The following is a 25,583-nucleotide window of genomic DNA, read 5'->3' on the forward strand; positions in this document are numbered from 1 at the left end:
CCGGACGTGGCCCCTGCAGCCGGGGACTTCTTCAATATACCCTATGGGGTATTTTGTGCCACGCCCGCTACGAAGACCTTTTGGCCCGGCCGTAGACCCGGAAACCGACGGCCCACCGGCGGTCACCAAGGATCTGCCTCGGCTTCCCGCTAGAGTTCAACGAGAACCAGCCACACCGCCACCTTTCCGTGACGGAGAACTACCGGGAGTCATCTTTGCGGCAAGGATCCAAGCCCACCATCCGAGACGTGGCGGCGGCCGCAGGAGTTTCCCCTACCACCGTCTCCTACGTGCTGACCGGCCGCACCGGCAGCAGCACCCGGATCAGCCAGCCCACCCGGGACCGCGTCCGTGCCGCAGTCCGAGACCTGGGCTACGTGCCCAACCGGGCAGCCCGAGGGATGCGGCGCGGACGCACCGACGTGGTGGCCGTCGCCATCACCGACCTCGAGGATTCCTGGGACCGTGGGCTCGCCGCGGCGGCCGTTCGGCTCCTGCCCGGGCACGGCTACCAGCCGGTGATCCTCGTGGGCGAGAGCTGGCGGCAGTTTATGCTCTCCGGTGGCGCCGACGGCGTTATCCTCGGCTCCAAGCCGGCGAACCGCAGCATCGGCGACGTTGCGACGATGAAGGAGCTCACTGCCCGCGGTGTCGCCCAACTGGTCTTCTCCGACTCGGCGCAGGCGGATGGTGTCGACGCTCTGGCGCCGGGGGCACCGGCGGCGGGTGGCCCCGCCGAGCGCGCTGTCACGACCCTGCTTGCGCGGCTGCCGGAATAGTTTCCCGCACGGGCCGCGCCGGACGGGGAGCGGCGGCGTTAGGCGTCCCGCAGCGGTCGGCGTGCCAGCCAGGCCGCGACGATGGCGCCGGAGACGTTGTGCCAGACCGAGAAGACGGCTGACGGCAGTGCGGTCAGCGGGCTGAAGTGCGCCGTGGCCAGGGTGGCGGCCAGGCCGGAGTTCTGCATACCGACTTCGAAGGCCAGCGCACGGCGGGCCTTGTCATCCAGACGCCCCAGCTTGCCGGCCAGGTACCCCAGGCCCAGGCCGAAGCCGTTGTGCAGCACCACGGCCAGGAACACAATTCCACCGGCGGCGACGATCTTGCCGGCGCTGCCGGCGACCACAATCGCCACGATCAGTGAAATCACGACGGCGGAGGCCCAGGGCAGCGCCGGGAGCACCCGGGCCACGAGCTTCTTGAGGAAAAAGCGGGCCAGCAGGCCGGCGATAACCGGCAGGAGGACGGTCTTGACGATGTCCAGAACCATGCTGCCGGCGTCGATCTGCAGGTAGGAACCGGCCAGGAACAGCACCAGCAGCGGCGTCACGATCGGGGCGATGAGGGTGGACACGGAGGCGACGGCGACCGAGAGGGCTACGTCGCCCTTGGCCAGGAACGCCATGACGTTGGACGCCGTGCCCGAGGGTGCGCAGCCGACGAGGATCAGACCCACAGCCAGTTCCGGCGACAGATTCAGGGCGACGGCGATCAGCCAGCCCGCGCCGGGCATGATGAGGTAGTGCGCCACGATCCCGAGGACCACGGCCCAGGGGCGTTTGGCGACCGACGCGAAGTCGGGCGGGGTCAGGGTCAGGCCCATGCAGAACATGATGATTCCCAGCAGGTACGGGACGCTGGGGCTCAGGGGTTTGAGGGCGCCCGGGAACAGGTAGCCGGCGACTCCGGCGATGAGGACCAGCAGCGGGAATACGGTCACCGCGATGCGAGCAATCCTGGCCTCAACGGCGAGGGCGGGGTTGATCGGGACCGCGTCAGCGCTGGGCTCCTGGGCGGACTGCGGGTTTTTCGTTGCCTCAAGCATCCAAACATGGTGCCACTGGGGCCGCTCCGCAGCCAGTTCGTGAACGCTGCGCGGGAGAATATGTCGGATTCTAGCTGAGCCGCAGGCGCGGACCCTGGGTGGTTAGGCGGTGCGGCTGCCAAGCATGGCGATGAAGTCATCCGCTTGTGCGAGGCTGCGGGCCATCTTGGCGCGCTGATGCGTCGCCCGCCCCAGGATTTCCACGAGCCGGTCAGTGGACCCCGGCGCGTCCGGTCCACCCGCGAGCAGGCCCAGGATCTCGGACATTTCCTCCAGCGAGAACCCCAGCGGCTTCATCTGCTTGATAACAGCAAGCCGTTCGAAATCATCCTCCGAGTACACCCGGAAGCCGCCGTCGGTGCGCGCGCTGGCGGGCAGGAGTCCAACCTCGTCATAGTGGCGGATCGTCCGCAGGGACAGCCCGGTGCGTTCGGCCAGTTCACCGATGTGCATGGTGCTGGTCTTAGCGCTCATGAGGGGCTCCATCCTGTTCAAATTTAAACCCTACCATCACGTTAGGGTAGAGTTTAAGTAGTGGGGTTGAGACGTTCCTTGCGAAATCCCCCCTCCCCGCGCGGCGCTGCGCCCCAGACATTAGCAAAGCGAAGCCGCATTCGCGCGTCTTCTTGACCATGAACGGAGCCAGAAATGGCCGTCAAACCAGCCATGAATGCCCCGGCATTCACGCCCGAGCAGTTGCAATCCGTCCGGGGGACCCTAATGTCCCCCCGCCGGCTCAAGACCGAGGTGCTCGCCGGACTCGTTGTCGCGCTGGCCCTGATTCCGGAAGCCATCGCCTTCTCGATCATCGCCGGCGTTGATCCGCGGATCGGCTTGTTCGCCTCCTTCACCATGGCCGTGACCATCGCTTTCGTCGGCGGCCGCCCCGCGATGATCTCCGCGGCCACCGGTGCGATCGCCCTGGTCATCGCCCCGCTGGTGAAATCCCACGGAGTGGACTACTTCGTCGCCGCCGTGATCCTCGCCGGCATCTTCCAGGTCATTCTCGGGCTCTCCGGGGTGGCGAAGCTCATGCGGTTCATCCCCCGCTCGGTTATGGTCGGGTTCGTCAACGCCTTGGCCATCTTGATCTTTATGTCCCAGGTTCCCGAACTCCTCGATGTCCCGTGGCTCGTTTACCCGCTCGTTGCTTTGGGCCTGGTCATTGTCTTCGGCCTGCCGAAGCTGACCAAAGCCGTTCCGGCACCACTGGTCGCCATAGTAGTTCTAACCCTCATCACCGTGTTCGCAGCCGTCGCGGTCCCCACCGTGGGCGACAAGGGGGAATTGCCCAGCTCGCTGCCGACACTGTTCATTCCCAACGTGCCGTTGAGCCTCGAGACCCTGCAGGTTATCTTCCCCTTCGCCCTCGCCATGGCCTTCGTCGGACTCCTCGAATCCCTGATGACCGCGAAGCTGGTCGACGACGTCACAGACACCCGCTCCCATAAGACCCGCGAAGCCTGGGGCCAGGGGGTGGCCAACATCGTCACCGGGTTCTTCGGCGGCATGGGCGGCTGCGCAATGATCGGCCAGACCATGATCAACGTGAAGGCCTCCGGCGCCCGGACAAGGATCTCGACCTTCCTCGCCGGTGTCTTCCTGCTGATCCTTGTTGTGGTCCTGGGCGGCATCGTCTCCATCATCCCGATGGCCGCGCTGGTCGCGGTGATGATCTTCGTTTCCGTCGCCACCTTCGACTGGCACAGCATTCGGCCCCGGACCGTGAAAATGATGCCCAAGAGCGAAACCGCAGTTATGGTCGCTACCGTCATCGTCACCGTCGCAACCCATAATCTGGCGATCGGCGTCGGCGTCGGCGTTCTTGTCGCCATGGTGATGTTCGCCCGCCGGGTTGCCCACTTTGTCACGGTTGAACGGTCCCTCGTGAACATCGACGGCCACGAAACCGCCAAATACGTTGTGGACGGCGAACTGTTCTTCGCGTCCTCCAACGACCTCTACACCCAGTTCGACTACGCCCTGGATCCCGGGCACGTCCTGATCGACATGCACGCCTCCCACCTTTGGGACGCCTCGACGATCGCCGCCCTGGACGCCATCACCGAGAAGTATCACCACCACGGTACGGACGTGAAGATCATCGGCCTCAACGACGCCAGCGCCCTCATGCGCGAACGCCTCGGCGGCAAGCTCGGCGCCGGTCACTAGGCTGGGCCCCTCCGCAGTCAGGGCTTTGGTTTGGTTGCTTTGCCGTCCAGCCAGAGCACGTCCGCCTCATCGCGGTGCACGCCGGAGGACCCGATGTGCCGGGCATCGATCCGCGGCCCGCTCTTGATGACGTGGACCAGGGCCATTCCATGACCCCGCCCGAGCCCGTAGTCCGCTTTGAGCCATTCAAGGATGGTCCCAGCCTGCACTGAAGGATCGGCGAATCCTTTTTCCTCGGCGATCTGAACGAGCCGGCGCGGGGTGAGGCCGGTTTTGTCTTCGATGGTGTCCAGATAGGCCTGGAACGACATGTCGGCGTCCTTTCATCGGGCTGCGGGTTCCTCCGTCACTCTAAGGACAGCCCGCCCGCCGCGCTAGAGCGTTTCATTCCGGACCGGGCGCGCTCCTGCCCAGTTGCCCCTGCCCGGAAAGGGAACGGTATCCGGCCGGTGCGTGCCGCCGGCTTCGGTAGGCTCAACTGCAATGATTGTCCCGTCCAAGGAGCAACCCGCTATGGCGTCCAAAAGTCCGACAATTCTTGCGACCTCCGGCGGCTACAAGCCGGGCGCACGGACCAGGCTGGAATTCAACAAACTCGTGCACTACGCGGTGGATTTGTCCGGTGTCACCGGGCGGGCACCCAGGATCGCCCACCTGGGCACCGCCAGCGGGGACCAGCGGTGGTTCAACTCCGAGATCAGCGAAGCGGGCAACGTCGCCGGATTCCAGCTCACGCACCTGAACCTGTTCAGCATGCCCAACGTCGGCAACATCGAGGAGTACCTGCTCGGCCAGGACGTTGTGTGGGTGAACGGCGGTTCAGTGGTTAACCTCCTGGCCGTCTGGCGCGCCCACGAACTGGACGCAATCTTCCGGCGCGTCTGGCAGGCCGGAGTGGTGTTGGCGGGCGTGTCGGCCGGATCGATCTGCTGGTTCCGCGGCGGGACAACCGACTCGTTTGGTCCTGAACTGCGCGCCGTGAGTAACGGCTTGGCCCTCCTCCCTTTCGACAACGGGGTCCATTATGATTCCGAAGCGGCACGCCGGCCCCTGGTGCACCGGCTGGTGGCGCAGGGAACATTGGGCGAGACCCACTGCACCGACGACGGTGTGGGCCTGCTCTACCGCGGGACCCAGCTGGTGGAGGCAGTGGCGGAAACACCAGGCAAGGCTGCCTACCGCGTGACGCTGGCCGCGTCAGGCGGCTCCACGGCCGAAGTAGTCGAGGAACGCCTCGATCCGACCGAGCTCTAGGAGTTCCTACCCCTGCGTCAGCCGATAGCGCTCGATCTGCTTGAGCCGCCGCTGGAGGCTGTCCCGCCGCGGGTGTGGGACGGCGTCGGCCGGTTCGGCGGTGAGGTCGACATGTTTGGTGCCGTACTGCCAGAGCAACAGGTCATCCAAGAGACGGTCCGGGCCGGGGGAGTAGCGGTGGTCCAGGGCCCTGCGGACCTCGGTGATCCGGTTGGCGCTCAGCAGCCCGGCCAGCTGCATGGTCTGGTTCAGGCCGTGGGCGGCCATCAGTTCGGCGGCCCAGCCCCAGTCGTCGTCGACCTTCCGGTCCACGTGCGGCAGCAGTGTACGCCAGACATCGCGGATCCGGTTAGGGGTGAGCTGGGCGGCTCCTTCGCCGTCGATGTCCCAGTAGCTGCGGACTTCCTCGTAGCGTTCGTGCAGGTCAGCGAACGCTCCCTCCACCGTTTCCAGCATCGCGGCCGTGGCGGTGAACTGGCGGTCGAAGTGCGGCGTCCACGCGCGCGGATCCTCGGCCTTGAACCGGATGTCGTGCTCGATCTCGCTCCAGGCGTGCGCGAACACGGTGCGGATCTGGCATTCGAAGAAGTAGCTGCCATTGGGCTGGGCTTCCGGGTTAAAGGCTTCCTGATACTCCTTGACGGCCTCGTTGTGGATCGTCCGCAGGATCAGGTGCCGGCTGGAATAGCCGTACGTCCCCGACTCGATCGAGCCGATGTCCTTCTCGCGGTCGCCGCGGCAGTCAAAGAGCTGACGCTGGCGCTTGATCAGGTTGGCCACGACGGCGTTTTCCGCGGGCAGCTTGGTGATCACCCGGATGCCCACCATGTCGTTCAGGGTCCGGAACGGGTCCGGGAACTTCAGCACCGGCGGACCGCCCGGCTCCAGCGGTTCCTCGGTCCGTGAAATCTTCTCCCGGAAGGATTCAACAGTCTTGGTCCGGCCGGTGACGAACAGCGGTGTCACCTCGGTGCCCTTGAGCATGGCCCGAAGTGTCAGCAGGACCTCGCGGGTGACCAGCTTCAGGGCAGGTCGCACCCGCTCGTAGAGTTCTACGTTTTCCTGCACGGATTCGCGCAGGTTCGGGTCCAGTCGATCCCAGTTGCTCGCCATGGTCCCAGCTTACGGCCGGGGTACGACGGCGGAGGGCTGACACCCCCGGGGTCGGCGGCGCGACCTGAAACTGCGGCTCGGCGGGAGTGCGGCCCTGCCACCGGCGCGGAGTCGCCTTGCGCCGTGCCGCGCGGCGGTCAGGGTAGGCTCGGCAGATGGCTGATGTGCGGCGTCGGGCTTTGATCGCGGCCGCAGCGACGGTGACTTTGGGGGCAGTCTTCGCCGACTGCTCGCCGGGCCCCAAGGAGGACAGTGTGAAGCGGCATAGGTACAGCTACGGCGATGACCCAAGCCAGTGGGGGGAGCTCTTCCTGCCGGAGACTGCCGCCGCCAAGGGTGTGGTGGTGGTCATCCACGGCGGCTACTGGCGCTCGCAGTACGGCGCGGAACTCGGTGAACCCCTGGCCAAGGACCTAGCGGCGCACGGCATGGCTGCGTGGAACCTGGAATACCGACGAGCCGGCAACGGCGGCGGCTGGCCACACACCTTCTCCGACGTACTCGCTGGAATCGACAAGCTCGGCGACATTGCCGGCGACCACCGACTCGAGTTGGGCAAGGTCGTGGCGCTGGGACACTCGGCCGGCGGTCATCTCGCGGTGTGGGCCGCCGGACGGTCCCGCCTCGCCCGGCTTGGGGCCCCGGACGCGGACCGCCAGCTGCTGCGCAGGGGCGACGACGGGGCGGTGCAGCTGACCGGTGTCGTCAGCCAATCGGGTGTGCTCAATCTCGCTGAGGCCGAGCGGTTGAACCTCAGTAACGGCGCCGTCAGCAACCTGTTGGGTGGTTCATCGGAGAAATACCCAAAGCGGCATAAATACGCTGATCCAATCAGCGCGGTCCCACTGACAGTACCCGTCTATGCCGTTCACGGCATGGACGACGACACCGTTCCCGTGAGCCAGTCCGACTCGTACGCTGCGGCGGCAAAGTCGGCCGCCGCCCCGGTTCAGCTGGTGAAAGTCCCGGGCGATCATTTCGCCCTGATAGACCCCAAGGCGGGCGCGTACCGGAAGTGCCGCGAACTGGTCCAGTTGCTGCTGGGCTGAGCCCTTCGGTGGCATGCGCCACCCGGTGATAGCGTGAGCCCTATGCACGTTGAAGCTCCCGCGGTCCTGCGCGCCCTGGCAGGGGGCTTCCCGAAGTTTATCCGTGCGTTCGCGCCCCGCCACCCGGCCCAGGTGATCGTGCTCGGCTTTGCCGCGGCCGTCGCCGCCGGTACCGGGCTGCTCCTGCTTCCCGTGGCCAAGGCAGGCGATGGCGGGGCGAGCGTGCTGGAAGCCTTGTTCACTGCGACCTCCGCCGTCTGTGTCACCGGCCTGATCACCGTGGACACGCCAGTTTTCTGGAGTGGATTCGGCCAGGTGGTCATCCTGGTCCTGATCCAGATCGGCGGCTTCGGGGTGATGTCCTTCGGCACGCTGCTCGGGGTCCTGACAGCCCGCCGGCTGGGCCTGCGGTCCCGGATTTCCGCAGCCGCTGAGACCAAGAGCAGCGGCTTCGGCGACGTGCGCCAAGTACTCGTCGGGGTCCTGGCCATCAGCCTGGCGGTGGAGGCGGTCCTGGCGCTGGTGCTGGCGATCCGCTTTATGGCCGGGTACGGCTATCCGCTTGGCGAAGCGCTTTGGCACGGAGTGTTCCACTCCATCTCCTCCTTCAACAACGCCGGATTTGCCCTGTATTCAGATAACCTCATGGGGTTTGTCGGCGATCCCTGGATCTGTCTGCCGATCGCTGCCGCAGTGATCATTGGTGGACTTGGCTTCCCGGTACTTTTTGAGCTCGGGCGCCAATACCGGCGGCCGATCCACTGGAGCATGAACACCAAACTCGTTCTCGTTGGCTCGGCCATCCTCCTGGTCGGCGGCGCCGCGTTCCTGACCGCCGTCGAATGGGCCAACCCGGCAACGCTGGGCGGGCTGCATCCGGCCGAGAAGGTGCTCGCAGGCTTTTTCCAGTCCGTCATTACCCGGACCGCCGGGTTCAACAGCATTGACATCGGGCAGATGAATCCAGTGTCCTGGCTGGGCATGGACATCCTGATGTTCATCGGCGGCGGCCCGGCCGGAACTGCGGGCGGCCTGAAAATCACCACGTTCGCTGTCCTATTCTTTATTCTCAGTACCGAACTCCAGGGCGGGACCGCCGTAAACATCTTCGGCAAACGCCTGTCCCGCGCAGTACACCGCCAAGCCATTACCGTCGTGCTGCTGGCAATCGCGCTAGTCACGGGCGCGACGATGTTTCTGATGCTGGTCACCGACTTCGGGCAGGAACGGATCCTGTTCGAGGTCATTTCGGCGTTCGCCACTGTAGGGCTCTCCACCGGCATCACAGCCGCTATTCCGCCGGTGGGTCAGCTCGTGCTGATCGTGCTGATGTTCGTCGGGAGGCTGGGCCCGGTGACGCTTGGCGCCGCCCTGGCCCTGCGCGAACGCCCCGTGCTCTACGAATTCCCCAAGGAAAGGCCACTCATTGGCTAGGAACATCTTCTCCTCCCATGCCGCTGCAGCCGTTGACAAGGCGTCGTCGGTGGTGGTTATTGGACTGGGCCGCTTCGGCGGCTCGCTGGCCCTGGAACTTGAGGCGCAGGGAACCGAAGTTCTCGGCATCGACTCCAGCGAAGAAATCGTCCAGTCCTTCAACGGCCGCCTGACCCATGTGGTCCGGGCGGACTCCACCAAGGAAGAGGTGCTTCGCCAGCTCTCGGTCCACGAATTCGACCGGGCGGTGGTCGGGATCGGCTCGGATATCGAAGCGAGCATCCTGACAACTTCCCGGATCCTCAAATTCCGCCGGCCCCAGATCTGGGCCAAGGCCATCAGCGAACCGCACGCCGAAATTCTTGGCCAGCTCGGCGTCGAACACGTCATCCGGCCCGAACATGACATGGGCAAGCGCGTCGCGCACCTGGTCCTCGGCTCGATTCTTGACTATGTCGAATTTGAGGACGACTTTGTTATGGTCCGGACCAGCCCGCCGTCGGGCATCCGAGACCGGCCGCTGGGTGTGCTCGGCCTCAGGGACAAGTACGGAGTCACGATCGTGGCGGTCAAACGGCCGGGCGGCAAATGGGGCCACACCACGGCGCAAACGGTGCTCTACGACGACGACCAGATCATCGTCCAGGGCAGCAAAGCCCAGGCCGAACGCTTCAGCACGATGTCCTGACCCCCTAGACTGGACTACAGGTGCGCCGGGAAGTCTGGTCGGCATAGTTCTGTCGACCCAACTTTTAGGACTCCCGCATGAGCCCCACACCATCCTCTCCCCGCCCTCGCCTGACGATCTTCGGCCGCGGCAGCTACGCCGAGTCCCTCCGGATCGGCGAGATCCTCCGGAAGGAAACAGTCGGCGGCGCCTTGCTGGTTGCCGCCGCCGTGATCGCGCTGATTTGGGCCAACTCCCCGGTGTCCGAGAGCTATTTTGCGCTACGGGACTTCAAGTTCGGCTACGAACCCTGGCACCTGGAGTTGAGCGTCGGGGCGTGGGCGGCCGACGGGCTGCTGGCGATCTTCTTTTTCCTGGTCGGTCTCGAACTCAAGCGTGAGTTCATCGCCGGGGACCTGCGGCAGCTGGACAAATCGATCGTTCCGGTGGCTGCGGCCGTCGGCGGCGTCGCCATCCCGGCGGTGATCTACGCCGTCGTAAACCTCGCGAGCCCGGAAACCCTGCGCGGCTGGGCAATCCCCACGGCCACCGACATCGCTTTTGCCGTTGCCGTGCTTGCCATCATCGGCTCGCATCTGCCCAGTGCACTGCGGATCTTTCTGCTGACCCTTGCCGTGGTGGACGACCTGATCGCCATCACCATCATCGCCGTCTTCTACACCAGCGATCTTATGCCGCTGCCGCTGCTGCTGGCGCTGATTCCACTGGCTCTTTATACCTTCCTGGCGCATAAATACCGGCGGTTCTTCGGGACCAAGCCCGCAGCCGCGTGGCTGATCCTCCTGCCGCTGGGCGCGGTAACTTGGGCGCTCGTCCATGCCTCCGGCATCCACGCGACCGTAGCCGGTGTCCTGCTTGGAGTCGCCATTCCGGTCATGCGCTCCCAAGCCAGCGGCGGCCCGCAGGCCGGACCGGGCCTGGCGGAGATCTTCGAACACCGGTTCCGGCCGATCTCGGCCGGCATCGCGGTCCCGATCTTCGCGTTCTTCTCCGCAGGCGTTGCCGTGGGTGGCTGGGACGGCCTGCTCTCGGCGCTGACCGACCCGGTGGCCGTCGGGATCATCACGGCGCTGGTTCTCGGCAAGCCGATCGGCATCATGGGCACAACCTGGCTGCTCACGAAGGTCACCAAGGCGCGGCTGGACAACAGCTTTAAGTGGGTTGACGTCTTTGGCGTGTCCCTGCTGGCCGGAATCGGCTTCACGGTATCGCTTCTGGTGGCCGAGCTGAGCTTCGGTCAGGGCAGCATTCACGATGACCATGCCAAGGTGGGGATCCTCGCGGCTTCCCTCCTGGCGGCCCTGCTGGCAACGGCGGTGCTCAAGACCCGGAACCGGCAATACCGGCAGGCCGAAGAGGCCGAGAAGGTCGACTCCGACCACGATGGCATTCCGGATGTTTACCAGCAGGACGGCCCCGCACGGTAGCCGCGGGGTACGGCAGCGCGCCGGCCCGCGTTCTCTGGCAGAGTATTGACATGCTCACTGTAATTGGCGAGGGCCTGGTAGATGTAGTCCAGCGTTCCTCCGGGATCCAGGCCCATGTCGGCGGAAGCCCCCTAAACGTCGCAGTCGGACTTGCGCGGCTGGATCATCCGGTGCAGTTCATTGGCCGCTACGGACGCGACGCGTACGGCGAGGCCGTGGCGGCACACCTGAAGTCCAGCTCGGTGATGCTCCCGGTGGGTCCCGACGAGCTGCCCACGTCCGTCGCCACCGCCCTGATCGACGACGACGGCGCCGCCAGCTACACGTTCGAGCTCGCCTGGGAGTTGCCCGGCCTCGCTGACCGCTTGCCGTTGATGCTGCAGTCAACGACGCTGCTGCATACCGGCTCGATAGCAACCATGCTGGCTCCAGGCGCCTCCGAGGTGCTTGCCGCCGTCGAACACGCCCACCCGCTGGCCACCGTCAGTTTCGACCCCAACTGCCGGCCCAGCATCATCACCGACGTGGACTATGCACGGGGGCAGGCGGAGAAATTCGTCCGCCTGGCGGATGTGGTGAAGGCCTCGGACGAGGACCTGGAGTGGCTCTACCCCGGCGAGGACCCGCTTGATTCCGCCCGCCGCTGGCTGGCACTTGGCGGCTCGGTGGGTCCGGCCATGGTGGTGGTGACCCGCGGCGCCCGGGGGCCCTGGGGTGTGAATGCCGCCGGCGAAGCCCACTTCGCCGCGCCGTCAGTGCAGGTCGCGGACACGGTTGGAGCCGGGGACTCGTTTATGGCGGCGCTGCTGTCGGGGGTTGTGGACCGGGGGCTGGACGGGGCGCAAAACCGCCAGGAGCTCCGCAGGCTTTCGGCCGAAAGCCTGCGGGATCTCCTCGCCCATGCCTCCCGGGCCGCCGCCGTCACCGTCTCCCGCGCCGGCGCCAACCCGCCCACCCGCGCGGAACTGGCCCGGCTGGAGGCTGGTAGCGTGGGTTCCGGCACCCCCTGGCAGGCCCTGCCGGACAGCAGGAAGAACGAGAAAGGCAGCCATGACGGCCCATAATCCTTACGCAGCACTTCCCAGCGTCGCCGCTTTCGAGGTCAGCAGCGAGTCCTTCGAGGACGGCGGAACCCTTCCCCCGGCACAGCGCAGCGGCCTTATGGGCGCCGGCGGCACGGACGAGTCCCCGCAGCTGAGCTGGAGTGGTGCACCGGCCGGGACGAAGAGCTTCGCGGTGACCGTCTATGACCCCGACGCCCCCACGGCGAGCGGGTTCTGGCACTGGGCCGTGCTGAACATTCGGGCTGATGTCAGCTCACTTCCGGCCGGTGCCGGTTCCCGCGACGGCGCGGCCCTTCCGGCCGGGGCCCTGCAGTTGAGGAACGACGCCGGATTCGCCGGCTACATCGGGGCGGCGCCGCCAAAGGGGCACGGGCCGCACCGCTACCTGATCGTGGTCCACGCCGTCGACGTCGACCAGCTAGGGGTCGACATCGACGGCAGTCCTGCCAGCCTGGGCTTTGCGCTCTTTAGCCACACGCTTGGCCGGGCGCAGCTGACGGGGCTCTTCGAACAGCACTAGGCTCTGGTGGCCGCCTGCCGCGGACGGCGTCAGGGCGCCGACGCCAGGCTTTCCTCGGCCGCGGCTTTAGCTGCTGTTGTGGTCTCGGCGGGGTCCGGGCGCATCGCGGCCACGGCGCCGCCGGCCACCAGCACCACAACGCCGACTCCCATGTAGAGCATGGACGCGGTCCAGTGTGCGTCCAGCAGGGCGCCGGTGATCAGCGGCGCGACGATCGCGCCCACCCGGCCGACTCCGATGGCCCAGCCGACGCCGGTGCTCCGGATGGAGGCACCGTACAAGGCGGGGGTGATGGTGTACATCCCGGCAATGCAGCCGTTGATCAGCATGCCCACGACTCCGCCGGCGACAAAGGCGAGGGCCAGGATTCCCGCAGTGGAAATGAACATCACCATGGTGGCCGCGGAGAGGACGGCGAAGACGACCATCACCTTGCGGCTGTTCCAGCGAATGGTCAGCAAACCGTAGAGCAGCGACCCGAAAGTACCGCCCAGGGTGAGCATAAGCCCGCCGATCACGCCTTGGCTCTCGGTCATTCCGGCCGTGACCAGAAGTCGCGGAGTCCAGCTGTTGACGAAGTAGAAGCCGAACATGGCGGCGAAGAAGGCCAGCCAGACAAGCCAGGTGGAGCGTCGGGTTCCGGCGGTGAAGAGCTCGGACACCTTATTCCTGCGCCCGGCAGCTGCGGCTGCGGGTGGCAGTTCAGTCACTGCCGGTTGCCCGATTCTGCGGGCGATCCGGTTCAGCCTGGCCACAACATTGCGGGGCCTTCTGGTGGCCAGGAAGTCCACCGACTCCGGCAGGAGCAAGGCGAGCAGTACAAAGACGGCGGCGGTGCAGATGCCGCCGAAGAGAAACACCGAGCGCCAGCCGAAACTGGCCTGCAGGGTAACGGCAGCTGCCCCGCCCAGTGTTGCCCCCACGCCGTATCCGGCGGTGTAGATGCTGATAGCCAGACCGCGCCAGCGCTTGGATGAGTACTCACTGGCGATCACGTTGGTGCAGGCGAGGATGCCGCCGATGCCCAGGCCGGTCACGATCCGCCAGATCCCGAGTTCGACGGCCGAATGGGAAAGGGAGGCGAGCAGCATTCCTGCGGCGGCAAGGGCGACGGAGACAAGGACCATTGGCCGGCGTCCGATGACGTCAGCGAAGGGAGCCAGGCCCAAGGAACCGATGGCCATGCCGACCAGCCCGGCACTGAGCAGGACACCAAGTTCTGCGCCGCTGAGGCCAAAATCGCGGGTGACGCTATTCGCGGTGAAGGCCATGGCCAGGACGTCGAAGCCGTCCAAGGCGTTCAGCACAATGCACAAACCGACAATGAGCCATTGGTACAACGACATGCGTGACGCGTCAATGCGTTCCTGCAATTGCATGGGTGACTACTTTCTGGAATCCGCGGACTGGCCGGCGGTGGCGGGTGGGCCCTGGCGTGAAACGAGCGGGTGCTCCGTGCCGGGCCGTCGGCGTCGAGGCCTGCCCTTCGTCGTCGAAGGAGGACCTACTGCCGCATATCTATAGTGATAGGTATGTGGCGTGACACACATCATAACTATCTCCATAGATAGTTGACAAGGGGTTTAATGGGATGAGCCCCGGCGGGCGGGCGAAAAACACCCGACCGGGTTCTTGACGAAGAAGATCGGCGGCAGATGAGCCTGCGGTACGCACTATTGGCATTGCTGACGTCCCAGCCCCTCACCGGGTATGACGTCTACAAGCACTTTGAGCGCTCGGTCGGCTACGTATGGCACGCTCCGGATTCGCAGATCTACCCGGAACTCCGGCGGATGGAAAAGGACGGCCTGCTCGGCGGGGTGGAAGAAGCCTGGGGCCAAAAGGGCAAGAAGAAGCGCTATCACATTACCCCCGACGGGGTGGAGGCATTCCGGGCCTGGATGAATACCACGCTCGACTATGCGCGGGAGCGCGACCCGATCCACCTCAAGGCCGCCTACCTCGAATGGGCTGAACCAGATGCGGCCAGGGCCCAGATGCGCGCCCATATTGACTACCACTCGTCACGGGCACAGCAATGGCGGGAGATGATCGCCAGCCTCGAGGACCGCAGCAATCCCACCTTGGCCCGGCGCCTGGAATCCGCGCCGGAAGAGGACCGGGCAAAAATCGCAGGCTACAAGATTTTCACCTATGAAGGCATGATCGACCGGGCCGAAGCTGAAGTCGCATGGGCCCGCCGCGGGCTGGAGTTGATTGACAAGCTCGAAGCCTGAGCCCGCGCGCCGGCGGACCCCGGGTCCGGGGCCCGCTGGCATGCTGATTCCAGTCGCGCGGGTTTCGGCTTAGAAGGGGTACCGGGCAGGCTTGGCCTGCATGGTGACCCACTGGTTTTCGGTGAACGATTCCAGGTTGGCCTCGGCGCCGCCGATCCGACCGCCGGTCCCGGAATTGCGGACACCGCCGAAGGGAATGTGGGCTTCATCGCCAACGGTCTGGTCGTTGATGTGGACCAGCCCGGACGGGATGTGCCGTGCGATGCTCCAAGCACTCATCGCGTCGGAAGTTATGATGCTGACCGAGAGCCCGTATTCGGAATCCTTGGCCAACTCCACGGCTTCCTCAACCGTGCTGAAGCGAATCACGGGCGCCACCGGTCCGAAGACTTCCGAGCAGAACGCGGGCGTATCCGGACGCACCCCGTCCAGCACGGTGGGCGCATAGAACAACCCGTCGAAGGTGCCGCCCGCAAGCAGCGTGGCGCCGCCGGCCACGCTGTCGGTGACCAGCCGATGGATGTTGTCCCGCTGTTTCACGTCAATGATCGGGCCCAGAGCCACCTGTTCGGTGAAGGGATCGCCTACAGTGAGTTGCCTGGCTTTCTCGGCAAGCAGCGCCACATACTCGTCCGCGATGGATTCGTGCACGATATGGCGTCCGGCCGTCATGCAGATCTGGCCTTGGTGGAGGAAAGAGCCCCAGGCGCCGTTGGAGGCCGCCAGTTCCACATCGGCATCGGCTAGGACGATCATCGCGTTGTTGCCGCCGAGTTCGAGGTGCGCCCGCTTGAGATGCTCGGCAGCCGAGGCCCCGACGCGGCGGCCCGCGGCCGTTGAACCGGTGAATGCGATGACGCGGGTTTCCCGATTGGCCACCAGCGAAGCGCCGGCCTCCGCTCCTCCCGGCAGCATCTGCAGGACTCCGGCCGGCAAGCCCGCCTCCTCGAAGACCCGGGCGATCGATACGCCGCCGGCCACGGCAGTCCGCATGTCCGGTTTTAGCACCACGGCGTTTCCGAGGGCCAGCGCGGGGGCCACGGCCCGGATGGCCAGGATCAGCGGAACGTTGAACGGTGCGATCACCCCGACGACGCCGACCGGAACCCGCCGGCTGAAGCTGAGCCGCTCGGGATCTGCGGCCGCAAGCAGCTCGCCCTGGCCCCTGGAGGGAAGGGCTGAGGCCTCAAAGCACTCCTGCGCCGCGGTATGGGTTTCCAGCTGGGCCTTCGGCAGGATCGAGCCTGCCTCACGGATAATCCACTCGTGGATCTCGTCGGCGTGTTGTTCGAACAACATGCCTGCACGCCGCAGGACCGCTGCGCGCTCTTCGAAGCTGGTTTCAGCCCATGCTGGCTGGGCGGCGGCAGCCGCCTTGCAGGCTGCGTCGACGTCGTCGGCCGACGCGGTGCCGATGCGCCCCAGCTCCTTGCCCGTGGCCGGTTCAACAACGGCAGTGTCGCCGCTGTCCGAAAGCGTCCAGCTTCCGGTAAAGATTTTGCCGTCCCAGATTGTGGGGTCCATCAGTTTCACGGGGCTGCCTCTCGGTGGATGGTCCGGCCCTCGCGTCGTCGCGGAGGTCAGGGTCAGGTGTTGGCGGCTCTTGTCACTATCTATCTTCATAGATATGCTGTGATTCAGAACACTACCTATGAAGGTAGATAGTAGCCGGAACCGGAAGGAATGACCATGACGGCAATGATGCAGTCTGTGAGCTCGACGACGAACAAGGTGCTGGGCTATCCGCTGAACGCCTGGTACGTGGCCGCGTGGGACCACGAGGTCACCAGGAAGCCAATGCCGCGCCGGATCGCCGACCGGCCGCTGGCCCTGTACCGCACCGAGGATGGCAAGGCGGTGGCCCTCGCGGACGCGTGCTGGCACCGTCTGGCCCCGCTGTCAATGGGCAAGACCCTGGCGAAGGACCAGATCCAGTGCCCCTACCACGGCATCATCTACGACTCCGCGGGCCGCTGCGTGTCGATGCCGGCCCAGGAAACCATTAACCCGAGTGCGACAGTGCCCTCGTTTCCGGTGATTGAACGGTACCGCTACGTCTGGGTTTGGCTGGGTGACCCCACCCGGGCCGATCCGGGTCTTATCCCCGACATGCACCAGATGAGTTCCGACGGCTGGGCCGGCGACGGCGAGACGATCTTCGCCCCCTGCAACTACCAGTTGGTGCTTGATAACCTGATGGACCTCACCCACGAGGAGTTCGTCCATTCCTCGTCCATCGGCCAGGACGAATTAAGCGAATCTGACTTCGTCGTCACGCAGGACGGCAACACGGTCACGGTCTCCCGCTGGATGCTCGATATTGACGCCCCGCCGTTTTGGCTCAAGAACATGCGGGACAAGTTCCCGGGCTTCGAAGGCCGGGTGGACCGCTGGCAGATCATTACCTTCCAGTCGCCGTCGACAATCAACATCGACGTGGGCGTCGCCAAGGCGGGTACCGGGGCGCCCGAAGGTGACCGCAGCCAGGGCGTAAACGGCTTCGTGATGAATACCATCTCGCCGGAAAGTGCCAAGACCTGCCACTACTTTTGGGCCTTTATGCGCAACTACCGGCTGGAAAGCCAGCTCATCACCACCCAGCTGCGCGACGGCGTCCACGGCGTCTTTGGCGAGGACGAAGCCATGCTCAAGGCACAGCAGGAAGCAATCGATGCAAATCCGGATTACGAGTTCTACAACCTGAACATCGACGCCGGCGGGATGTGGGTCCGTCGCCTGATCGAGCGCCAGCTGGCCGCCGAGGGCCGGCTCATCCCGACCACCTGATTGCCTTCCCGCTGTTCCGGATCCGCTGAAAAGTTAGAAGAACGACATGGCAGCAACAAACACAGAAGTCTGGCAGGCGGGCACCGTCGTCGAGGCGGAGTCCCTTACCGCGCAGACCAGGCGCCTGGTCATCGCGCCGGCCCTGCCCAGGAGGGCGGAGCCCGGCACGCACATTGACGTGATGGTGACAATAAACGGTGAACGCCAGAAGCGCTCATACTCCGTCGTGGATTCCAGCGAGGACGGGCAGCAGTTGGCCATCAGCGTCTTCCTGTCCCCGCAATCCCGGGGCGGGGCGGTCTTTATGCAGGAACTCCAGGTCGGGGACCGGCTGGAGATCACGCAGCCGCTGCAGAATTTTCCGCTCCGGGTCGGTGCGCCGCGGTATGTCCTGCTGGCCGGCGGCATCGGTATTACCGCGATGGTCAATATGGCCCGGGTCCTGAGGAACATCAAGGCCGAGTACGTCCTGGTCTATGCAGGACGCAGCCGCGCTGCCATGGCCTACCTGCCGCAGCTCGAGGAGCTCCACGGTGGGGCCCTTCGCGTGCACGTGGACGATGAGGGCACGGCGCTGAACGTCGATGAGCTGTTGGCCGGGGTGGACCCGGAGTCGGAGCTTTATATGTGCGGGCCGATTCGGCTGATGGATGCCGTGAAACGCGGCTGGCAAGCGCTCGGACTCAGCCTGCCGAACCTGCGGTACGAGACCTTCGGCAACAGCGGCTGGTTTGACCCGGAGGAATTTGTGGTCCGGGTCCCCCGCCTGGGGGTGGAGGCAACCGTCGGCGCCGGCAAGTCCATGCTGGAAGCCCTTGAGGATGCCGGCGTCGACGTGATGTTCGACTGCCGCAAAGGCGAATGCGGGCTCTGTGAAGTCCGGCTTCTTGGTGTCCAGGGCACCATCGACCACCGGGACGTCTTCTACAGTGAGCGCCAGCAGCACGCCGCGGCGCAGATGTGCTGCTGCGTCTCACGGGCAGTCAGCTCCGACACCGGAGCCCGTTCTGCGGCCGCCACCGAACGCGCCGTGATTTCCATCGACCTCTAGGCGGGGCTGTCCGGCCACATCCCGGTCCCGCGGCCCACGTAGACTGGCAGTATGCGGCTGGTAGCAAGTGACATTGACGGAACGATCCTTGGCCATGACGGGAAAATCAGTGACCGGACCGTCCGTGCGTTCCATGCCTGCCGGGAAGCAGGCATCGAACTGGTCTTCGTTACGGGACGTCCGCCGCGCTGGCTGCACCCCCTCGAGGAACAGCTGGGCCACACCGGCACGGTGATCTGTTCCAACGGAGCTGTGGTCTGGGATCTCGAAGCAAACCGGTTGCTCTCGGCCCGGGCCCTCCAGCTGGACGCCGTGTTCGAGACCCGCCGCATCATCCGGCGGCTGCGCCCTTCGGCATTTTTTGCCGCCGAAACCCTGACCGGTTTCCATCTGGAACCGGGATTCCTCGACGACGGCGCCAGCCGGCTGCTGGCCGAGGTCACCCCCGCACCGTTGCACAGCACGCTGACCGCCGGGGACTCCGTCGTGAAGTTCCTGGCCATTGTCCGGGAGGGCAGCGCCGATGATTTCCTGGCCGAGGTGACTCCCGCCGTCGCCCATCTCGCAGCCGCGACGCACTCCGCGCCGAACATGGCGTTGCTGGAACTATCGCTTCCCGGCGTCAACAAAGCCGTGACGCTCGCCGAATACGCGGCTTCCCTCGGCGTCGGCGCCGCCGACGTGGTGGCGTTCGGTGACATGCCCAATGACATCGAAATGCTTCGCTGGGCCGGGGACGGCTACGCGATGGCCAGCGGCCACCCCGAGGCCATCCGCGCCGCCGGACAGCAGGCGCCGCACTTCGACGACGACGGCGTCGCGCAGATTCTCGAGGGTAAGCTCGCCGGGCTCGGCCTCCTGCGCCCTTGACCGCACTGACACCGGACTCCCAGCCTCCGGACAACTGACGTTCACCTTGGCGTTTTACCGTGGAGTTTCACGACGGATCAGTTGAGTGACGGTGGGAAATCATGGCCAGATACCGCATGGACAACTCGGACGACACGCCCCTGCGCCGGGTGGTGCCGGACGAGCACTGGAACAGCCTGCAGCAGGGTGACCGTGTTAGTGTCCGGCTGGCGCCCGGCTACGAGACCGGAGGCCGGGTAGACGCCATCACGGCGGACCACACAGCTGTGTGGGTGCACCTCGACGGCGGCCGCGGGCGCACGCTGCTGCACTGCAGTGACGGCGTGCAGATCCTTCCGCCCGCCAACTGACCGGGCACCTGGCGGTTGCAGCCGTCCGGTGCGGTCCGGGGCTCCGATAGGCTTCAGGAGTGAGCACCCCGCACCCGTTTTTCGCCTCCGGACCTGCCTCCGGCGTCGGCCCGTGCCTTCCCGTGGCCATGGCGCACCGCGGTTTCTCCCGGGACGGCCTGGAAAACTCCATGGCCGCGTTCCGCGCCGCCGTCGACCTCGGGTTCCGCTATCTGGAGACGGATGTGCACACCACCGCCGACGGTGTCCTGCTGTTGTTCCACGACGAAACCCTGGACCGGGTCACGGATGGCCGCGGCCGGATCTCGGAACTCCCGGCGGCTACCGTCGCGCTCGCCAGAATCGGCGGCGCGGAGCCTATTCCGTTGTTTGAGGAGCTCGCCACCGCCTTCCCGGAGGTCCGGTTCAACCTGGACGTCAAAGACTGGACCTCGGTGGACCCCCTCGTGGCGGTGATCGAACGGTTCGGCCTGCACGAGCGTGTACTGATCGCCAGTTTCTCGGACCGCCGGCGCCGCGCCGTGCTCAGGCAGCTGAGCCGTCCTGCGGCTGGTTCGGCCGGCATGGTATCCAACGCCCTCTTTGTCCTGCTGGGACCTGTGCTCCCGGCCGCGGTCATGGCCGCTGTAACGCGCCGGACGCTGCAGGGGGTCCACGCGCTGCAGGTTCCGGCCAGTTACGGTGCCGTGACCGTCGTGACCCCTGGCTTCGTCCGGCGCGCCCACCGTCACGGCTTGCAGGTCCATGTCTGGACCATCAACGACCCCGCGGAAATGCACCGGCTGCTGGACCTGGGGGTGGACGGGATTGTCACCGACCGTGCTGACCTGCTCAAGGAAGTCCTGCAGGAACGTGGGTGCTGGGCTTAGACACTGCGTCGGGGCGACCGGCCCGGACCGCCGGACTGGCAGGATAGAGCCATGCGCATCCTGATCGCCCCGGACAAGTTCAAAGGCTCCCTGACGGCCGCCGAAGCCGCCTCTGCCATCGCCGAAGGTGCTTTGCGCGTCTATCCGGACGCCGAAGCCGTCCAGTTCCCGGTCGCTGACGGCGGCGAAGGAACCCTTGAGGCGGCCGTCGCCGCGGGGTACGAGGAACGGCTGAACGCCGTCGTCGGGCCGATCCTGGCACCCGTTGGAGCAGCCTGGGCACTCCGAAAGGACGCTTTCGGCGGTGCCGCAGCCGTGATCGAAACCGCGCAGGCCTCCGGCCTGGCACACATGGCGCCGACCCCGTCCAACGCGCTGCGCGCGCACAGCTACGGCTGCGGCCAGCTAATAGCCGCAGCCCTCGACGCCGGCGCCACCGAGATAGTGCTGGGCCTGGGCGGTTCGGCGATGACCGACGGCGGCAGCGGTGCGCTGCGCGCGCTGGGCCTCAAACCGCTGGACGACGCCGGAAATGTGGTGCCGCTCGGCGGCGGCTCGCTCGCGGACGTGACAGTGCTCGATGTCAGCGGCCTGGATCCCAGGCTGGCCGCTGTGACGTTCCGGATCGCCGTCGACGTGCAGAATCCGCTGTTCGGCAACGACGGGGCAGCCCACGTGTTCGGTCCGCAGAAGGGCGCGGATGCCGACGCCGTGGAGTTGCTCGACGCCGGGCTGCGCAATTGGGCCTCGATCCTGCGCCAGGCCACCGGACGGGACGTCAATGTTCCCGGGGCCGGGGCCGCGGGGGGCTTCCCCGCGTCATTCCTGGCCTTTGGCAACGCCGCATTGGAAGGCGGGTTCGCCCTGGTCGCCGGGCTCACCGGACTCGCCGGAAAGCTCGCCGACGCGGACCTGGTGATCACCGGCGAGGGCTCACTCGATTCGCAGTCGCTGACCGGCAAGGCGCCGATTGCGCTCGCCGACGCCGCACAGCGCCTCGGCATCCCGGTGATTGTGGTCGCGGGGCGGATCCTGGTCACACCCGAGGACCTGGCCCGGCACGGTGTTGTGGCGGCTGCTCAGCTGCTCGATATCGCCGCCAGCCCGGAGGACGCCGTCGCAAACGCCGCGAAGTACCTTGCCTGGGCCACCAGCCAGGTGCTTGAAGGGGCCTAAAGCGCCGGGGGATTGTCCGAAAGTGCGTTCCGCGAGCTGTTTGATGACGGGTTCTCCTCGCGGGCTATCTCATTCTGCCTTCTTCGGCGTGCCGGCGGAGCCTCCTGGGCACGATGACCAAGAGGATAAACAACACTGCAAGCAGCACCGCCCCGGCAGTGAGCCCCGCCGCCCGGCCCGCCGTGACATCGAAAATCAGGGCGGTGGTGCCGACGCTGAGCAGTCCGATGCCGGAGAGGGCAACTTTGGCGATCTTGTCCGCATTGGACACGAGGGCGGCCCGGAGATGCTGCCGAAACAGGCGCCGGTGCACGCTCACGGGCAAGAGGATCAGGGCTGTGGTGAGGGCGGCCAGCGACACGTTGGCAAGATAGAGGGACGTCTGGAACCTGTCCAATGTCTCAAACCTGGCCTGAAATGGCAGGGTCAGCAGAAAACCGGCGAGGAGCTGCACGCCGGTCTGCAGCACCCGCAATTCCTGGAGCAACTCCAACCAGTTGCGGTCGAGCTTCTCGATGGCGGATTCGGTCCGGTGCACCTGCGCGGCCAGGCCTGACGACGGCTCCGGCCCCGGCGCACGCATGGACGGTCGATCGGTCACGGCTGGGCCTCCGGGGGTATGCGAATCCGGCTGCGGCGGCAGCCATCACTCAACTTAGGCTTGAAGTGAAAGAAGTTCAAGCGAATGCTAAGGCTACTGATGAATTCCGGGTAGGGTGGAATTGGTGACTTCACGGTGCGATCCTCGCGGGTCCGGCGCCACGTCCTGGCCACGTGCCGTTGTCGAATAAGAATCCACGCAGTTCACATTTCCAGCACGGGAGGAACAGCATGACTCAGGAGAAACAGCAGGAACCGATTGAGGAAGCAGGCGGCTACGGCACGCCGACCGCGGAACAGGAACTGCCCGGCGGCGACACCACCAAGTTCGCCCAGCCGCGTGATGAAGAAGCGTTCGACGCCGCAGGACTCAGCCAGGACAGCCCGGACGGGGAGACCTACCCGGCCGGGGCCCCGAACCTGAGCCAGTTAGGTGCCGCAGACCAAGACAGTGCAGGAGAACCCGGGGCAGGACGCTTCGGAGGAACGGAGGAACAAATGAGTGCAGAAAACGCCAGCACCACACCTGGCTACGACGCCGACGCCGACGAGAATTCCGAGGCGGCGATGCCGTCCTCGGAGGCGGAAATGGACGAGACCAATACCGAACGGCCCGACGCCGGCCGGCCGTTCTCCTCGGAGCCCGGGCAGGACGCGGCGGGTCTGCCCGACGGATCGGGAACGGACCTGCCCGAGGACAAGGCACCGAAGGACCGCGACGGGGACAGCACGGAAGCGTTCGACGCCGGCTAAAGCCGCCGCCCGCAGACAGCGGGACCCTGGACAGCGAAGGCCGGGATCCGCGCACCTTGGGTGGTGTTCGGCTCCCGGCCTTTCGGCTGCAGGCGGCGGGCGAAGCGGCCGTTAGCGGCGCTTCTTCGGCGCGCGCCTGCCCGGCGTCGCCGCGGCGGGGGCCACAGTCTCGGTTTCGGGCTCGGCAACGGTACCCCGGGCCGTTGCGATGGCCTTCATGCCGTGGTAGATCACGAGGGCCGCGGCGGAGCCGAGGGCGATGCCGGTGAATTTCAGGTCGCCAATGGTCCAGGTGTAGTCGGCGATCCCGACGATGAGCGCGACGGCGGCCGTGGTCAGGTTTACCGGGTTGGCGAAGTTAACCTTGTTCTGCACCCAGATCTTGACCCCGAGGACGCCGATCATGCCATAGAGCATCGTCGCCGCCCCGCCCAGCACGCCCGCCGGGACGGTGGCGATGAGTTCGCCGAACTTCGGTGAGAAGCTCAACACGACTGCGAAAAGGCCCGCCACCCAGTAGGCCGCCGTCGAATAGACCTTGGTGGCGGCCATCACGCCGATGTTTTCCGCGTAGGTGGTGGTTCCGGAGCCGCCGCCGAAGCCAGCAAGCACAGTGGCAGCGCCGTCGGCCATCAGCGCACGCCCGGAGACGCCGTCGAGGTTCTGGCCGGTCATCGCGGACACGGACTTCACGTGGCCGATGTTCTCCGCTACGAGCACCAGGACCACCGGCACGAACAAGCCCACCACACCGAGGTGGAATTCCGGGGTCTGGAAGTACGGCAGCCCCACCCAGGCAGCGGAGTCCATCTTGGCGAAGTCCACTTCGCCGCGGATCATCGCCACGAAGTAGCCGAGCACTACGCCGACCAGGATGCTCAGCCGGCCCAGGATGCCGCGGAAAAAGACGCTGACGACGATGATCGTGGCCAGCGTGATGAGGGCGGTGATGGGGGCCGCATCGAAGTTGTTCTTCGCTGCGGGCGCGAGGTTGAGGCCGATCAGACCCACGATGGCGCCCGTCACGATGGGCGGCATCAGCCGGTTGATCCAGCCGGCACCGAACTTCTGCACCACGGCGCCGATGATGGCCAGCCCGGCTCCGGCCAGCACCACGCCGCCGAGGGCGCCGGCAACGCCGTACTGCTGCTGGGAGGCCATGATCGGCGCGATAAAGGCGAAACTGGACCCGAGGTAGCTCGGCACCTGGCCCCTGGTAATAACCAGGAACAGCAGGGTGCCGATACCGGAGAAGAACAGGGTGGTGGCCGGCGGCATGCCCGTGATGATCGGGACGAGGAAGGTGGCACCGAACATGGCGACGACGTGCTGCATCCCGATCCCGATGGTCAGCGGCCAGGCCAGGCGCTCATCGGGCTTCACAACCTCACCGGGGCGGACCGACCTGCCGTTGCCGTGGAGCTTCCATTTGGTACCGAGCATGCTCATTGCCGGGCCTTTCAGAGAATATGTGGCGTGGGGCGGGAAGGAATCTTCCGGAGCAACTTTACCGCGCCCCTGATTCCGGCCCGTGTCACCGCCGGCAGGTCCGTGCCGGAGGTCACAGGGCATTGCGGGAAGGAACGGCAAGAAGTTGAAGTTGCAACTAAAGACAGCACTCAGTGGCCGCCGACCCGGCGGGTACGCCAAGCGAAAAGGATGCCCATGACCATCGCCCATGACGAAGCAGTAATCGGCGCCGCAGCAGTGGACGCCATCTTTGCCGAGGCCCGCACCGCGAGCACGTTTACCGGTGAGGTCACTGACGAACAGGCCCGGGCCATCTACGAGCTGACCAAGTTTGGTCCCACCGCGTTCAACTCGCAGCCGCTCCGGGTGACGTACATCCGGTCTGAGCAAGCACGCGCGGCACTTGTCGAAACCCTTGCCCACGGCAACCGCGCCAAAACAGCCTCCGCGCCCCTTGTCGCCGTTCTGGGCTACGACACGTCTTGGCAGGAACAGTGGGAAAACTTCCTTCCCGGCTACAACGCGCCCAAAGCCATGTACGACGCCGCCCCGGACCTCGCCGCGGCCACCGGGAACAACAACGCCCACCTGCAGGCCGGCTACTTTATCCTCGCCGTCCGGTCCCTTGGCTTCTCCGCCGGACCCATGACAGGTGCAGACTTCACCGCTATCGATGCGGCGTTTTTCCCCGACGGCAGCCAAAGGAGCTTCCTGGTGGTTAATATCGGGCAGCCGGCCGCGGATGCCTGGGGTGCCCCGAAGCCGAAGTTCGCCTACGAGGACGTTGTCCGCACGCTCTGACGGGAAGCCGCCGGCGAGGGGGTGGTCCCGGCGGTGTCCAGGCGCGGAGGTGCCTCCGGCACCATGGGGGACA

General features: G+C 65.9%; 26 protein-coding genes. 18 read left to right on the top strand and 8 right to left on the bottom strand.

What is annotated here, in order from left to right; translation table 11 throughout:
* The first annotated feature begins 248 nt into the window (after positions 1–248).
* Complete coding sequence (locus QK287_RS04725) at positions 249–779, top strand: LacI family DNA-binding transcriptional regulator (RefSeq protein WP_226773504.1); 531 nt, start codon at positions 249–251, stop codon at positions 777–779.
* 38 nt (positions 780–817) lie between these two features.
* Here the strand turns inward: QK287_RS04725 and QK287_RS04730 are convergent, their stop codons facing one another.
* Together QK287_RS04730 and QK287_RS04735 are read right to left on the bottom strand one after the other, a co-directional pair.
* Complete coding sequence (locus tag QK287_RS04730) at positions 818–1,825, bottom strand: bile acid:sodium symporter family protein (protein ID WP_282359472.1); 1,008 nt, start codon at positions 1,823–1,825, stop codon at positions 818–820.
* A 102-nt stretch (positions 1,826–1,927) separates the two neighbouring features.
* On the bottom strand, positions 1,928–2,299 hold the full coding sequence (locus QK287_RS04735) for a MerR family transcriptional regulator (RefSeq protein ID WP_226773506.1): 372 nt from the start codon (positions 2,297–2,299) through the stop codon (positions 1,928–1,930).
* Between the two features lie 174 nt (positions 2,300–2,473).
* On the opposite strand from QK287_RS04735, the gene QK287_RS04740 reads away from it, so the two are divergent.
* The gene (locus tag QK287_RS04740; RefSeq protein WP_226773507.1) at positions 2,474–3,997 is read left to right on the top strand and encodes a SulP family inorganic anion transporter; all 1,524 of its coding nucleotides are present in this window, start codon (positions 2,474–2,476) and stop codon (positions 3,995–3,997) included.
* A gap of 17 nt (positions 3,998–4,014) precedes the next feature.
* On the opposite strand, the gene QK287_RS04745 is transcribed toward QK287_RS04740, so the two are convergent.
* Complete coding sequence (locus tag QK287_RS04745; RefSeq protein WP_226773508.1) at positions 4,015–4,308, bottom strand: DUF4287 domain-containing protein; 294 nt, start codon at positions 4,306–4,308, stop codon at positions 4,015–4,017.
* Positions 4,309–4,510: 202 nt separating this feature from the next.
* On the opposite strand from QK287_RS04745, the gene QK287_RS04750 reads away from it, so the two are divergent.
* On the top strand, positions 4,511–5,251 hold the full coding sequence (locus QK287_RS04750; protein ID WP_282359473.1) for a peptidase E: 741 nt from the start codon (positions 4,511–4,513) through the stop codon (positions 5,249–5,251).
* Positions 5,252–5,257: 6 nt separating this feature from the next.
* On the opposite strand, the gene QK287_RS04755 is transcribed toward QK287_RS04750, so the two are convergent.
* Positions 5,258–6,364, bottom strand: coding sequence for a RelA/SpoT domain-containing protein (locus QK287_RS04755; RefSeq protein ID WP_226773510.1), 1,107 nt, complete (start codon positions 6,362–6,364; stop codon positions 5,258–5,260).
* A gap of 254 nt (positions 6,365–6,618) precedes the next feature.
* On the opposite strand from QK287_RS04755, the gene QK287_RS04760 reads away from it, so the two are divergent.
* From QK287_RS04760 to QK287_RS04785, 6 genes are all read left to right on the top strand, one after another.
* Positions 6,619–7,413 carry an alpha/beta hydrolase gene (locus QK287_RS04760; RefSeq protein WP_226773517.1) on the top strand — a complete coding sequence of 265 codons (795 nt, stop codon included), beginning with the start codon at positions 6,619–6,621 and terminating at the stop codon, positions 7,411–7,413.
* 42 nt (positions 7,414–7,455) lie between these two features.
* Complete coding sequence (locus tag QK287_RS04765) at positions 7,456–8,847, top strand: potassium transporter TrkG (protein WP_226773511.1); 1,392 nt, start codon at positions 7,456–7,458, stop codon at positions 8,845–8,847.
* Positions 8,840–9,535, top strand: coding sequence for a TrkA family potassium uptake protein (locus tag QK287_RS04770; RefSeq protein WP_226773512.1), 696 nt, complete (start codon positions 8,840–8,842; stop codon positions 9,533–9,535). Before QK287_RS04765 ends, QK287_RS04770 begins: the two co-directional genes overlap by 8 nt.
* Before the next feature lie 77 nt (positions 9,536–9,612).
* The gene (nhaA, locus tag QK287_RS04775) at positions 9,613–10,962 is read left to right on the top strand and encodes a Na+/H+ antiporter NhaA (protein WP_226773513.1); all 1,350 of its coding nucleotides are present in this window, start codon (positions 9,613–9,615) and stop codon (positions 10,960–10,962) included.
* 50 nt (positions 10,963–11,012) lie between these two features.
* Positions 11,013–12,026: a carbohydrate kinase gene (locus QK287_RS04780; protein ID WP_282359474.1), complete on the top strand. Its 1,014-nt coding sequence runs from the start codon at positions 11,013–11,015 to the stop codon at positions 12,024–12,026.
* Entirely contained in the window at positions 12,013–12,546 is a 534-nt protein-coding gene (locus QK287_RS04785) for a YbhB/YbcL family Raf kinase inhibitor-like protein (protein ID WP_282359475.1), read from the top strand. The genes QK287_RS04780 and QK287_RS04785 overlap by 14 nt, the downstream gene beginning before the upstream one ends.
* 29 nt (positions 12,547–12,575) lie before the next feature.
* Here the strand turns inward: QK287_RS04785 and QK287_RS04790 are convergent, their stop codons facing one another.
* Positions 12,576–13,925, bottom strand: a complete 1,350-nt coding sequence (locus QK287_RS04790; RefSeq protein WP_282359476.1) for an MFS transporter — start codon at positions 13,923–13,925, stop codon at positions 12,576–12,578.
* Between the two features lie 276 nt (positions 13,926–14,201).
* Between QK287_RS04790 and QK287_RS04795 the strand changes: the two genes are divergently transcribed.
* Positions 14,202–14,783, top strand: a complete 582-nt coding sequence (locus QK287_RS04795) for a PadR family transcriptional regulator (RefSeq protein WP_226773112.1) — start codon at positions 14,202–14,204, stop codon at positions 14,781–14,783.
* 69 nt (positions 14,784–14,852) lie between these two features.
* Here the strand turns inward: QK287_RS04795 and QK287_RS04800 are convergent, their stop codons facing one another.
* Positions 14,853–16,307 carry an aldehyde dehydrogenase family protein gene (locus tag QK287_RS04800; protein ID WP_348774697.1) on the bottom strand — a complete coding sequence of 485 codons (1,455 nt, stop codon included), beginning with the start codon at positions 16,305–16,307 and terminating at the stop codon, positions 14,853–14,855.
* A gap of 159 nt (positions 16,308–16,466) precedes the next feature.
* On the opposite strand from QK287_RS04800, the gene QK287_RS04805 reads away from it, so the two are divergent.
* From QK287_RS04805 to QK287_RS04830, 6 genes are all read left to right on the top strand, one after another.
* Positions 16,467–17,570: an aromatic ring-hydroxylating dioxygenase subunit alpha gene (locus QK287_RS04805; RefSeq protein WP_253031520.1), complete on the top strand. Its 1,104-nt coding sequence runs from the start codon at positions 16,467–16,469 to the stop codon at positions 17,568–17,570.
* 46 nt (positions 17,571–17,616) lie between these two features.
* The gene (locus QK287_RS04810) at positions 17,617–18,621 is read left to right on the top strand and encodes a PDR/VanB family oxidoreductase (protein WP_282359478.1); all 1,005 of its coding nucleotides are present in this window, start codon (positions 17,617–17,619) and stop codon (positions 18,619–18,621) included.
* A 51-nt stretch (positions 18,622–18,672) separates the two neighbouring features.
* Positions 18,673–19,491 (top strand): HAD family hydrolase, encoded by an 819-nt coding sequence (locus QK287_RS04815; RefSeq protein WP_282359479.1) that lies wholly within the window; start codon positions 18,673–18,675, stop codon positions 19,489–19,491.
* A 101-nt stretch (positions 19,492–19,592) separates the two neighbouring features.
* Positions 19,593–19,841 (top strand): hypothetical protein, encoded by a 249-nt coding sequence (locus tag QK287_RS04820; protein WP_226773107.1) that lies wholly within the window; start codon positions 19,593–19,595, stop codon positions 19,839–19,841.
* A gap of 128 nt (positions 19,842–19,969) precedes the next feature.
* On the top strand, positions 19,970–20,710 hold the full coding sequence (locus tag QK287_RS04825) for a glycerophosphodiester phosphodiesterase (protein ID WP_226773115.1): 741 nt from the start codon (positions 19,970–19,972) through the stop codon (positions 20,708–20,710).
* 51 nt (positions 20,711–20,761) lie between these two features.
* Positions 20,762–21,886, top strand: a complete 1,125-nt coding sequence (locus QK287_RS04830; RefSeq protein ID WP_226773106.1) for a glycerate kinase — start codon at positions 20,762–20,764, stop codon at positions 21,884–21,886.
* Positions 21,887–21,950: 64 nt separating this feature from the next.
* On the opposite strand, the gene QK287_RS04835 is transcribed toward QK287_RS04830, so the two are convergent.
* Entirely contained in the window at positions 21,951–22,487 is a 537-nt protein-coding gene (locus QK287_RS04835; RefSeq protein ID WP_226773105.1) for a DUF6328 family protein, read from the bottom strand.
* Positions 22,488–22,717: 230 nt separating this feature from the next.
* Between QK287_RS04835 and QK287_RS04840 the strand changes: the two genes are divergently transcribed.
* On the top strand, positions 22,718–23,239 hold the full coding sequence (locus QK287_RS04840) for a hypothetical protein (RefSeq protein ID WP_226773104.1): 522 nt from the start codon (positions 22,718–22,720) through the stop codon (positions 23,237–23,239).
* Positions 23,240–23,350: 111 nt separating this feature from the next.
* On the opposite strand, the gene QK287_RS04845 is transcribed toward QK287_RS04840, so the two are convergent.
* Complete coding sequence (locus QK287_RS04845) at positions 23,351–24,688, bottom strand: solute carrier family 23 protein (protein ID WP_226773103.1); 1,338 nt, start codon at positions 24,686–24,688, stop codon at positions 23,351–23,353.
* 216 nt (positions 24,689–24,904) lie between these two features.
* On the opposite strand from QK287_RS04845, the gene QK287_RS04850 reads away from it, so the two are divergent.
* Positions 24,905–25,510: a malonic semialdehyde reductase gene (locus QK287_RS04850; protein ID WP_226773102.1), complete on the top strand. Its 606-nt coding sequence runs from the start codon at positions 24,905–24,907 to the stop codon at positions 25,508–25,510.
* Positions 25,511–25,583 lie beyond the last annotated feature (73 nt).

It is taken from the genome of Arthrobacter sp. AL05, assembly GCF_029960715.1.
Taxonomy (GTDB): domain Bacteria; phylum Actinomycetota; class Actinomycetes; order Actinomycetales; family Micrococcaceae; genus Arthrobacter.